12 protein-coding genes are annotated in these 10,472 nt (G+C 67.9%); all 12 read left to right on the plus strand.

What is annotated here, in order from left to right:
* The first annotated feature begins 16 nt into the window (after positions 1 to 16).
* Complete coding sequence (locus BLU02_RS12315) at positions 17 to 1,384, plus strand: S8 family peptidase (RefSeq protein WP_231919566.1); 1,368 nt, start codon at positions 17 to 19, stop codon at positions 1,382 to 1,384.
* A gap of 219 nt (positions 1,385 to 1,603) precedes the next feature.
* Positions 1,604 to 1,918: a WXG100 family type VII secretion target gene (locus BLU02_RS12320; RefSeq protein ID WP_025104644.1), complete on the plus strand. Its 315-nt coding sequence runs from the start codon at positions 1,604 to 1,606 to the stop codon at positions 1,916 to 1,918.
* A 41-nt stretch (positions 1,919 to 1,959) separates the two neighbouring features.
* Positions 1,960 to 2,241, plus strand: coding sequence for a WXG100 family type VII secretion target (locus BLU02_RS12325; protein WP_081811619.1), 282 nt, complete (start codon positions 1,960 to 1,962; stop codon positions 2,239 to 2,241).
* 124 nt (positions 2,242 to 2,365) lie between these two features.
* Positions 2,366 to 2,713, plus strand: coding sequence for a hypothetical protein (locus BLU02_RS12330; protein WP_060923659.1), 348 nt, complete (start codon positions 2,366 to 2,368; stop codon positions 2,711 to 2,713).
* 11 nt (positions 2,714 to 2,724) lie between these two features.
* Positions 2,725 to 4,056, plus strand: a complete 1,332-nt coding sequence (locus BLU02_RS12335) for a S8 family peptidase (protein ID WP_231919567.1) — start codon at positions 2,725 to 2,727, stop codon at positions 4,054 to 4,056.
* Positions 4,046 to 5,440, plus strand: coding sequence for a hypothetical protein (locus tag BLU02_RS12340; RefSeq protein WP_157547054.1), 1,395 nt, complete (start codon positions 4,046 to 4,048; stop codon positions 5,438 to 5,440). Before BLU02_RS12335 ends, BLU02_RS12340 begins: the two co-directional genes overlap by 11 nt.
* A 172-nt stretch (positions 5,441 to 5,612) precedes the next feature.
* Positions 5,613 to 7,307 (plus strand): S8 family peptidase, encoded by a 1,695-nt coding sequence (locus BLU02_RS12345; RefSeq protein ID WP_231919568.1) that lies wholly within the window; start codon positions 5,613 to 5,615, stop codon positions 7,305 to 7,307.
* Between the two features lie 48 nt (positions 7,308 to 7,355).
* Positions 7,356 to 7,760: a YbaB/EbfC family nucleoid-associated protein gene (locus BLU02_RS12350; protein WP_060923473.1), complete on the plus strand. Its 405-nt coding sequence runs from the start codon at positions 7,356 to 7,358 to the stop codon at positions 7,758 to 7,760.
* On the plus strand, positions 7,760 to 8,050 hold the full coding sequence (locus tag BLU02_RS12355) for a WXG100 family type VII secretion target (protein WP_060923472.1): 291 nt from the start codon (positions 7,760 to 7,762) through the stop codon (positions 8,048 to 8,050). Before BLU02_RS12350 ends, BLU02_RS12355 begins: the two co-directional genes overlap by 1 nt.
* A gap of 29 nt (positions 8,051 to 8,079) precedes the next feature.
* Positions 8,080 to 8,412, plus strand: a complete 333-nt coding sequence (locus BLU02_RS12360; RefSeq protein ID WP_060923471.1) for a hypothetical protein — start codon at positions 8,080 to 8,082, stop codon at positions 8,410 to 8,412.
* Entirely contained in the window at positions 8,409 to 9,980 is a 1,572-nt protein-coding gene (locus BLU02_RS12365; RefSeq protein ID WP_060923470.1) for an alpha/beta hydrolase, read from the plus strand. Before BLU02_RS12360 ends, BLU02_RS12365 begins: the two co-directional genes overlap by 4 nt.
* Positions 9,981 to 10,006: 26 nt before the next feature.
* Positions 10,007 to 10,435, plus strand: coding sequence for a hypothetical protein (locus BLU02_RS12370; RefSeq protein ID WP_060923469.1), 429 nt, complete (start codon positions 10,007 to 10,009; stop codon positions 10,433 to 10,435).
* Positions 10,436 to 10,472: the final 37 nt, after the last annotated feature.

The following is a 10,472-nucleotide window of genomic DNA, read 5'->3' on the forward strand; positions in this document are numbered from 1 at the left end:
GGTAACGGAGGGGATCATGCAGGTTGGACGTGTCCGCGGCGTGCGGCGGCTGCTCGTGTGGATGGGAACGCTGGGAACGGTGATGGCATTGGTCGCGCCCGCGGCAGCTCACGCAGCGACGCTGGAGTCAGGTCTGTGGTGGTTCGATCGCGGCAAGGTGCAGGCAGCGCACGATGCGGGCTTCGACGGGACGGGTGTCACCGTCGCGGTCATCGACGGTCAGATCAATCCCGACATCGTCGGTCTCCGCGGCGCGGATCTCGAGGTGAAGGACTCCTACTGTCGCGACGCCGCGGGAGACCCGGTGCCGGCAACGTCGACCGATTATGTGGCGGCATCGCACGGGACGCACGTCGTCTCGATGATCGCGGGGACCGGAGATGCCCCGGCAGGCGGCGTTCCCGTCACCGGGGCCGCGCCTGGTGCGAAGATCCTCTACTACCCGGCGATCGTCACCGATGGGGTGTTCGACACCGCGATGGGGGAGAAGTTCGACGAGCAGTGTCTGCTCGAAGACGGCAGCACGGTCATGGCTGATGGGACGACCGGGGTGTCGCGTGCGATCGAGGATGCGGTAGAGGATGGCGCCGACATCATCTCCATCTCCCTCGGGGGCTTCGATCTGACCGACGCCCTCGCCAAGGCGGAGGCCGCCGGCGTGATCGTGGTGGCGGCTCTTCCGAACAACTCCGGGGTGGCCTCGCAGCCTGCGTCGGGCAACGGCGTCGTCGCAGTGCAGTCGTTCGGTGCCGATGGGAAGATCCAGAGCTCCACCACCATCGAGGGCGTGGGCGAGCCTTCGCCGAATCAGAGCGACGACGTGATCGTCGCTGCGCCGGGGATGGGTGTGCTCGGGCAGGGCAGCGAGAACTCCTGGGACGAGCAGGTCCTCCTCACCGGCACGTCGTATGCGACGCCGATCGCGGCGGGCTTTCTTGCCGTGGTGAAACAGAAGTACCCGGATGCCACCTCGGGTCAGCTGCTGCAGAGTCTCATCCGCAACACGGGCACCAAGGGTGAGCACGAGCCGGAGTGGAACGACAGCGTGGGTTATGGAGCGGTCTCGCTGACGGGGATGCTCGCTGTCGATCCGACGGCGTACCCGGATGTCAACCCGATCTTCGATGCAGACGATCCGGACGCCCGGCCGTCGGCGGCCGACGTCCGCGCTGCTGCCGCTGCTGCTGCTGCGCGGCCGGCGCCGACCGCCGACAGCGACGAGCCTGGCGAGGCCTCGTCCACGCAGGGCGCATTGGTGCCGCTGCTGATCGGGGGCGGGGTCCTGGTCGCTGTCCTTCTTGTGGGCGGCATCATTCTCGCGGTCGTGCTCGCGCGATCTTCACGACGACGGAACAACGAGCACCGAGGCGCGCAAGACCGGTAGGGCGCCGGGCATCAGCGGAAGTGGCGTGCCGATGCTTCAGGCCATTCATCGATCGAACGTAGAAATTTCGATACGGATCTGTCCAGGCCGTTGGAAATGGGCACCGACCTGCTTTAGCCTATGTGCGGAAACAGATTGTCGGGGGTTGTTCCGAAGTCGTCCCGTATCGGGAAGGCGCTCCCCCGCGTGTGTCCTCATGGGGACCGGAGGGAGTGAGTAATGGCTGATGTCATCTCCGCAGAAGAGGGGGCTCTGCGTCGCGGAGCCCAGGCCGTGCGGGAGACGAAGTCCGGGATCGATCAGCAGACCAAGAAGGTCCGCGGTGAGATCGAGCAGCTGCGCGGGTTCTGGACGGGTGCGGCCGCCGCATCGTTCACCACGCTGATGTCGCGGTGGGACGAGCAGGCTCGTCAGCTCAACGAGGTCCTCGTGACGCTCGAGGATGCCCTCGCCGGCACCGAGCGCGACCAGGCCGCGACCGAAGAATCCCACCAGCAGACCATCGCGGGCCTCGGCTCGATGATGGGCGCCTGAGCGCAGTCCGCAGAGATTTCAAGGAGAACATGATGCAGTCGATGTCCGTTCGCCCGGAGCAGGTCAACGCTCTCGCGGCGCAGATCCGCAGCGGGTCGCAGGGTATTCGTTCCGAGCTGGACCGCCTCGAGTCCGAGGTCAGCAAGCTTCGTGCGGCGTGGGATGGTGCCGCGCAGCAGGCCTACGACCAGGCGCAGGCCAAGTGGAACCGCTCGCTGAGCGAGATGCAGCAGCTGCTCACGCAGATCGCCGGGAAGACCGAGGAGATCTCGGGTCAGTACGTGCAGACCGACAAGTCGGCTGCGGGGCGCTTCGGCGCGTGAACCCGGGGCACGGGTCTGGCGCAGAGATGCGTCGGGCCCGCGCCGTCTGCTGTGCTTTTCGGTGAGCCACCGGACGGTACAGCAGGCGTGACGGGATCGCCGGAGGAAAGAAGAGGGGGCGTCGATGACCATCGGAATCGACTTCGATCAGATCATGGCTGAGCTCAAGCGGCTGGCCCGTGAAGCAGCGGCTTTTCCTGCCGCGAACGAAGTCGCCGTGTCCGAGGGTGGCACGTCGAAGGCGACGGATGAGCTGCGCACCGCGGTGGCCGTCGCGGCCGAGCGCCTGGGCATGGCGACCCAGAACGCCGTCGATTCGTTGAATGCGACGCAGGAGACCATCCGCCAGGCCGTGATGATGATCGCGGAGCAGGATGCAGCCATCGCTGATGAATCGAAGCTAATCCTGTCGCTTCTCGACTCTGCCGTCGCGCAGAGCGATGGAGAAACGAATCCGGAGGCCGACTACTGATGCGACGCGGTGTGCCAGCCAGCGCATCCGGCGCGGTCGCGTCGATCGTCGCGCTGGCGCTTCTCCTCCCTGCTTCCGCTCACGCAGCGACGCTGGAGTCGGGTCTGTGGTGGTTCGATCGCGGCAAGGTGCAGGCAGCGCACGATGCGGGCTTCGACGGGACGGGTGTCACCGTCGCGGTCATCGACGGTCAGATCAATCCCGACGTCGTCGGTCTCCGCGGCGCGGATCTCGAGGTGAAGGACTCCTACTGTCGCGACGCCGCGGGAGACCCGGTGCCGGCGACGTCGACCGATTATGTGGCGGCATCGCACGGGACGCACGTCGTCTCGATGATCGCGGGGACCGGAGATGCCCCGGCGGGCGGCGTTCCCGTCACCGGGGCCGCGCCTGGTGCGAAGATCCTCTACTACCCGGCGATCGTCACTGATGGGGTGTTCGATACCGCGATGGGTGAGAGGTCCGATGAGCAGTGCCTGCTCGAGGACGGCAGCACGGTCATGGCTGATGGTACGAACGGGATGTCACGCGCGATCGAGGACGCGGTGGAGGATGGCGCGGACATCATCTCGATCTCCCTCGGCGGCACGGACGTGACCAAAGCGCTCGCCAAGGCGGAGGCTGCAGGCGTGATCGTCGTGGCGGCGCTCCCGAACGACTCCAGGTTCGCCGTGCAGCCTGCCGGGGGGAACGGCGTCGTCGCGGTGCAGTCGTTCGGGGCCGACGGCAAGATCCAGAGCTCTACGCCCATTGAAGGGGGTGAGCCTTTCCCGAACCAGAGCGACCATGTGATCGTGGCGGCGCCCGGAGTGGGTGTGCTCGGGCAGGGCAGCGAGAACTCCTGGGACGAGCAGGTCCTCCTCACCGGCACGTCGTATGCGACGCCGATCGCGGCGGGCTTTCTTGCCGTGGTGAAACAGAAGTACCCGGATGCCACCTCGGGTCAGCTGCTGCAGAGTCTCATCCGCAACACGGGCACCAAGGGTGAGCACGAGCCGGAGTGGAACGACAGCGTGGGTTATGGAGCGGTCTCGCTGACGGGGATGCTCGCTGTCGATCCGACGGCGTACCCGGATGTCAACCCGATCTTCGATGCAGACGATCCGGACGCCCGGCCGTCGGCGGCCGACGTTCGCGCTGCTGCTTCGGCGACACCGGCGCCGACCGCCGACAGCGATGAGCCTGGCGAGACTTCGTCCACGCAGGACGCCTTGGTGCCGCTGCTGGTCGGGGGCGGGATCCTGGTCGCTGTCCTTCTTGTGGGCGGCATCATTCTCGCGGTGGTGCTCACACGATCTTCACGACGACGGAACAACGAGCAAGGGGGAGCCCATGGCCGGTAAGCAGGCTGGTGGCGGTTACGAAGCGGAACTCAATCGCATCCGAGCTGTTGAGGACTGGCGCATCCCGAAGGCTCCTGCGCTTCAGAACGCGCTGCGGTCGTTGGACAGTGCGCTTGCTGCTGTGCTCGCATCGTCCGCCTGGGAGGGGAGCGCTGCCGAGAGCGCCAAGACGTCGCTGAACACCCTCCGCGCGCAGTTCCGCAACGTAGAAGCGCACGTTTCACACATCACGCGGGTCATCGACACGGCGAACTCGATCCGCCGGGAGACCGCAGCGGCAGAGCTTCCGAGCGCGCAGGTCGATTCCTTCTGGGCGAACGCTGCGCGCGTCGGTTCGGTGGTCGTCCACCCCGTGTTGGGGCCGCTTGCCGCCGACACCGCACTCGATGCCATCGGGAACTTCCTCGGCAACAAGCGGGAAGAAGAGGCCCGAAAGATCGTCGAGCGGGTCGAGGCGTCGCTCCAGGAGCCGGCCAAGGAACTCCTTGAGTCCTCAGAGCGGGTGGCGTCGTTCAACATGGACGTCACCGTGCCTGGCGGCACGGATGACCAGCCCGGCGGATCCGATCCCGGGGTGACGGCTCCACGGATCTCGTATCCGAGCGGCATCGGAGGCCCGTCCGGCTCCGCACCCGGTGTCGGAGGTGTCACTCCTCCCGGCGGCGGTGTCGGCGAGTATCATCCCCCGGTCCCGACGAACCCTGCGGTGCCCTCGGTCCCCGCCGGGCCGGGCGATGGAGGATGGGTTCCGGAGGGTCCCGGCGATCGTCCGGGCGATGTGGGTATCGATGATCCCTCGATCGACTCTCCCGGCGGTGGTCTCCTTCCGGGCGGGCCCGGTGGCGGTCTTCCTGGCGGTTCCGGTGGTCCCGGCGGCTCGGGCTCCGGCTCGCTTCCCGGCGGCGCCCTCCCGGGCGGCGTCTTCCCCGGCGGTAGCGGGGGTCTCGGCGGCATCGTGGGCGGTGGCGCCGGTGCGGCGGCGATCGCGGCGAGCTCGAAGATAGCCGGCTTCGGCAGCATGGGCGGACTCGGCGGTGCGGGCCTGGGCCCGGGTGCCGGTGCCGGACTCAAGGCCGGTGGCGGTCTGCTCGGCAATTCCGCGGTCGGCGGCGGCGTCGGCGGCGTCGGTGGTGCGGGCGGTATGGCCGGTGCCGGCGGCGTCGGCGGGGCGGGTGCCTCGGGCACCGGGTCTTCCGGCGCGGCAGGTGCCGGTGGCCGACCCGGCATGGGCATGATGGGCGGCGCCGGAGGCGCGGACGAGGAGGAGAAGGCGAAGCGTTCGGGCCTCGGTGGTCCTATCGCGCCGAAGCTGGAGGACGACGAGGAAGTTGGCCCCCGCGCCAAGGGCGCCCGCGCCGGATCCCGCGACGAGCCCAACAACTGAATGACGCCGCTCTGGTCCGAGAAGGCGCGGTACGGGGGATGAGTGGACGCAGTGAGCTGACCCGTGGGCGCGCCGTTTCCGGGATGCGGCGGGCAGCGGCAGCGTTCCTTGCTACGGCGTTGACCGCGCTTGGCTTGCGGCCTGCGCCCCGAGCGGCGCGACGGTGCTCACTGTGACCTACGCGACAGACGGCGGAGAGCAGACTCTGACGTTAAAGCCGGACCAGATCAGCTGCGACTCGGACAGTGCGCACGGGCTTGCGATCTCGAACGATCCACAGGGACGCTTTTCGATCCGGCTCGACAGCGACCGCCGTGGATCGGTCGGCGCGGGTAGCGATGAGGGGCTGGTGCTCTTCGAAGGAACGGAACTCCACCTCAGCGCCTCAGATACCGTGCTCACCATCGGAGAGTCCGGCGGCGAAGTATCCCTCGTCGAGGGATGGGAACCCGGTGACGATGTGAATGTCACGGCTGATGATGCCGAGCGGTACCCCGCGACGTTGACCGGATCGATCACCTGCGACGGCCCTGTCGCCCAGCCGAGTACCGAGCCTCGGGCCTCCGGTGAGGCGGCCGCATCGGATGCGTCCGAGGGCGGGCTGTGGTATTTCAACCGGGGCAAGGTGCAGGCCGCACAGGACGCCGGCCTCGACGGTTCCGGAGTGACGATCGCCGTGATCGACACCCAGGTGAATCCGGATGCTCCCGGTCTGCGGGGCGCTGACCTCCAGGTGCGGGAGGAGTCGTTCTGTTTCGACGAGTCGGGAAAGCGGTATGACGCGATCTCCTCGGACTATGTCGCGGCGAATCACGGCACGAACGTCGCCTCGATGATCCTGGGCACGGGAGAGGCGGTCGGCGGCACCCCCATCAAGGGCGTGGCGCCGGGCGCGACGGTGCTCTATTACAACTCGATGATCACCACCAGCGCGCCGGAGGGGAACGACGTCGAGTCCACCTGCCTGCAGGAGAACGGCGAGCTGATCAACGACGATCTGAGCGATGAGGGAATGCGCCGCCCCTCCGGCCTGGCAAAGGCGATCTCGGCGGCGGTGGACGACGGTGCGGATATCATCTCGGTTTCGCTGGGCGGGCTGGTCGACGCCGCGGATTCGGTGGCGAAGGCTCATGCGGCCGGAGTCGTGGTGTTGGGTTCGCTGCCGAATGTGGGCGGGGTCGGCGACTGGCCTTCGAGCTACAACGGTGTCGTCGCCGTGCAGGCGTTCGGTCCCGACGGCAAGATCCAGTACTCGACGTACGATCCGGTGCTCGCCGAGCCCTCGCCGAACCTGAGTGAGGACGTGAAGGTGGCGTCTCCGGGGCTGGAGATCATCGCGCAGGGCACCGCGGACTCGTGGGACGCGCAGCAACTGCGTTCAGGGACCTCATTGGCGACGCCGATCGCGGCGGGCTTCCTGGCGGTCGTGAAGCAGAAGTACCCGGAGGCGACGTCCAATCAGCTCATCCAGAGCATGATCCACAACACCGGGACGAAGGGCGAGCACGAACCGAAGTGGAACAACAGCGGCGGGTACGGGGCGATATCGCTCTCCGGCATGCTGGCTGTCGATCCGACGAAGTACCCGGATGTGAACCCGCTCTGGGACGCCGACGATGAGAACGCTGTTCCCCAGCAGGCCAACGTGGACGAGGAAGCCGCGCTGCTCGCCGCGAGCGCTTCTCCGCAGCCGACGAGTGAGGCGGGATCTGACTCGGGTACTGCCGGGACAGGTCTCGCGCCGCTGCTGATCGGCGGTGGGGCCGTGCTCGCCATCCTCGTCATCGGCGGGGTCGTCCTTGCCGTAGTGCTGACCAGCTCGTCACGACGACAGACCGCCGCGCAAGGGGGAAAGCATGAGCACTAAGCGCAATCGGTCACTCGACTCGTTGTGACCGAACGGAGGGGGAAGAAGATGCCGGAGGGAAATGACGTTCTCGCGTCGATGGAGGCGTTGAACGCGAAGATCGATGCGCAGATCGCGCGTTCGCGCGTGCTCGCGGAGGAAGCGGCGCGGGTGTCTGCCGAGGCGACGCAGACCACGGCGACGGTCACGTCGTCGGATGGTCGGGTCACGGTGGTGGCGCAGCCGACCGGGGCGATCGCCGAGGTGCGGCTGTCGAGCGCCATCGACGATGCGATCGCGCTCGGCGCGACGATCACCGATACGATCGCCGCGGCTCAGCGCGCGGCGGCCGACGCCGTGGTCGAGTCCCTGGCGCAGACGCTCGGCGCGGATTCCGGGCTGGTCGACGCGGTCCGGCGCGACGTCCAGGCCGCGTTTCCGGCCCCGGGCGACGACACCCTCGGGTACCGCTGATGGCCACGATCGAGGTCAACCCGTCCCGCCTGGCCGCGGCTGCGCGCTCCATCGGCGATGCGTCGGCGAACATCGATGCCGCCCTGGAGCAGCTCGTCGGGATCGCCGGCGTGCTGCGGGATTCGTGGTCGGGGGAGGCCCAGTCCGCGTTCGACTCCGCGCACGGGCGCTTCGACCTGTCGATGCGGGAGCGCAGCGCCCTCGTCGACGCCATCGCGACCACCCTGGACGATCTCGCGACGTCGTACTCCGAGACGGACCTGGCCGGCCAGCGCGCACTCGGGGGGTAGCTGAACATGACGATGTCGGGAGGATGGAAATGACCACGGGAGCGGCGAACCAGCAGATCGTCGTCGACGCGGATCTGCTGCAGGCTCATGTGCGGGCGCTCTCTGATGCCGCGGATATCCTGCGCGGCGCCGCGGCGAACGCGGCCGGCGGCGTGGGCGGAGAGGCGTTCGGGGCCCTGTGCGCCCCCCTGCTCGGCCCGGCGGTGTCGGCACTCGCAGAGGCATCCCGGTCGACGCTCGCGACGGCGAGCGCGCTCTCGGCACTGACGTCTGCGGCTCTCGCGGCCACTGTCGGACAGTTCCGCGAGGTGGAGGAGACCGCCGTGACGACCTTCCGCGCGATCGAAGGACAGGCGCTGTGACCGCGGTCGCCGCGATCAGCGGCCAGGTGCGATCCGGGTCCTGGGCAGCGGGCGCTGCGGGCTACACGTCGGCGCAGGCCGATTGTGCGAGCATCCCCGGCATCGCCGGTCTGCTGATCCAGTACATCCAGCCCCTCCGCGAGTGGTTCGACGATCTGCTCGGCGACCCGGGCACCGTCGGCGCCTTCGCGGCCCGCTGGGAGGACGCGGAGCGCGCGCTCGGAAGGACGCACGCGATGCTCAGCGACGCTGATCGTCGGCTGGTCGACCTGGACGGCCGCACGGTCAGGGCGTTGCGCGAGCGCTTCTCCGATGTGCTCTCCGTGAGCGAGGACGGCGTGCAGTGGACGGGCGCGACTGCGAGCGCCGTGCGTGCGGTCTCGCACATCATCGAGTCCACTCGCGTGCTGATCTGCGACTTCCTCGGCCGTCTCAGCCGATTCGCCGAGGACCTCTTCGGATGGTCGGTGAACCCGCTGTCGAAGCTCAAGGACCTCGAGCGGTTCGCGAACTCCGCCGCGGAGTTCGTCACGGTCGGCGGCGCGCTCGTGAAGAACCTGATCAGCGCCGTCGTCTCGCTCGCGGAACTGCTGTACAAGCTCGTCCCGCTGGTCGGCGACGCGCTGCAGCGGCTCCGCGGAGTGGTCGCCGACATGATGCCGGTGCTCGGGGGACTGTTCGGCGGCCCGCTCGGGATCCCGGGCGGGAACGTGCTGGACGACTTCCTCGACACGGACGTGAACGTGCGGGAGATCGACCCGGATGACCTGAGCGGGAGGGCGCTCCTCGCGTGGATCGAGGCGCACGAAGTCACCGACCTGCGCTCCCTCTCGGATCTCGTCGCGGTGAACACGACGACGGACGCCATGGGTGGTCAGGACGCGACGGTCATCGACATCAAGCAGGTGCGGGCGGCGGACGGTTCGACCCACTGGGTGGTGTCGCTGCCCTCGACGCAGCCGTGGGAGTTCGACGGGCCGCACGGTGCGATGAACGACCGCGACAGCAACCTGGCTCTCATGATGGACAACCCGGTCTTCCGTGGCCAGTACGAGCGCGCGGTCCTGCAGGCGATGCAGGAGGCGGGGATTCCCGCCGGAGCTGATGTCGTCCTGACCGGTTTCAGCCAGGGCGGCATCATGGCGGCCAACCTCGCTGCGGACCCGACCTTCCCTTACAAGCCGCTCGCGGTGGTGACGAACGGCTCGCCCGTCGACAACTTCGCGGTGCCGCCGCACGTCCCCGTCTATGCGTTCCAGCACGCGTCGGACATCGTGCCGATGACCGATGGAAGCGCGATCGCGCTGCCGGGTCTTCCCGGCATCGCACCGATCGATGTGCCGCACACGCCGATCACGGTTCTGCCGCCGAACATGCACCAGATCACGCTCCCCGACCCGCCAGGGAAACACCTCTTCGATGCGCACGACAATGATGCGTACGCGGAATCCGTCGCCGCGTGGGAACGACACTATCGGTCAGAGAACGATGGCGAAGACCCCTGGGATCTCGCCGGACTCGGGGGGCAGGTCATCGACCACCAGGTGTATTCGGGGGTGGAGCTTTGAGGCGTCGTCGCGAAATCATCACCGCCGTGCTTCTCACAGGGGCGGTCTTTTCCGTTACCGGTTGCTCGCTGGTAGCTGGCGATCTGGCCGACGACGAGGTCGAGGAGATCCCCGCGGCGCTCTTGGCCTCCGATGTCGGAGTCACCGAGGCGTTTGCAGAGAAGGCGACGAGCGGACTCTCCTTCGAGCTGTCGGTCGGCGTTTATCTCGATGATGCGGAGTTCACCGAGTCGGACCTCGCGTCGGTTCTTCAGATCATCATCGATGAGAACGATCTGCCGACCGATGACATCGAGCTTGCGGTCCGTGACGTCGACGGTGAGGCCATCGACCTCGAGTCGATGATGGAGCGGTTGGTCCCGGGAGTCGTTGACACGTCTGTGTATGGGCACGTCACGCTCACGACCGACGGCGCACGCGAGATCATCGATGCCGTCGAAGCGGGGTCATCGTGACCCTCCGGACCTCCGGCGGCGGCGCCGCGCGGCGAGA

The sequence above is a fragment of the Microbacterium paraoxydans genome, from assembly GCF_900105335.1.
Lineage (GTDB): Bacteria > Actinomycetota > Actinomycetes > Actinomycetales > Microbacteriaceae > Microbacterium > Microbacterium paraoxydans.

What these genes read in the sequence shown, in the direction of transcription:
- BLU02_RS12355 (WP_060923472.1), top strand. Translation starts at nt 7,760, where the DNA reads ATGGCCACGATCGAGGTCAACCCGTCCCGCCTGGCCGCGGCTGCGCGC.
- BLU02_RS12350 (WP_060923473.1), top strand. Translation starts at nt 7,356, where the DNA reads ATGCCGGAGGGAAATGACGTTCTCGCGTCGATGGAGGCGTTGAACGCG.
- BLU02_RS12340 (WP_157547054.1), top strand. Translation starts at nt 4,046, where the DNA reads ATGGCCGGTAAGCAGGCTGGTGGCGGTTACGAAGCGGAACTCAATCGC.
- BLU02_RS12315 (WP_231919566.1), top strand. Translation starts at nt 17, where the DNA reads ATGCAGGTTGGACGTGTCCGCGGCGTGCGGCGGCTGCTCGTGTGGATG.
- BLU02_RS12330 (WP_060923659.1), top strand. Translation starts at nt 2,366, where the DNA reads ATGACCATCGGAATCGACTTCGATCAGATCATGGCTGAGCTCAAGCGG.
- BLU02_RS12325 (WP_081811619.1), top strand. Translation starts at nt 1,960, where the DNA reads ATGTCCGTTCGCCCGGAGCAGGTCAACGCTCTCGCGGCGCAGATCCGC.
- BLU02_RS12360 (WP_060923471.1), top strand. Translation starts at nt 8,080, where the DNA reads ATGACCACGGGAGCGGCGAACCAGCAGATCGTCGTCGACGCGGATCTG.
- BLU02_RS12320 (WP_025104644.1), top strand. Translation starts at nt 1,604, where the DNA reads ATGGCTGATGTCATCTCCGCAGAAGAGGGGGCTCTGCGTCGCGGAGCC.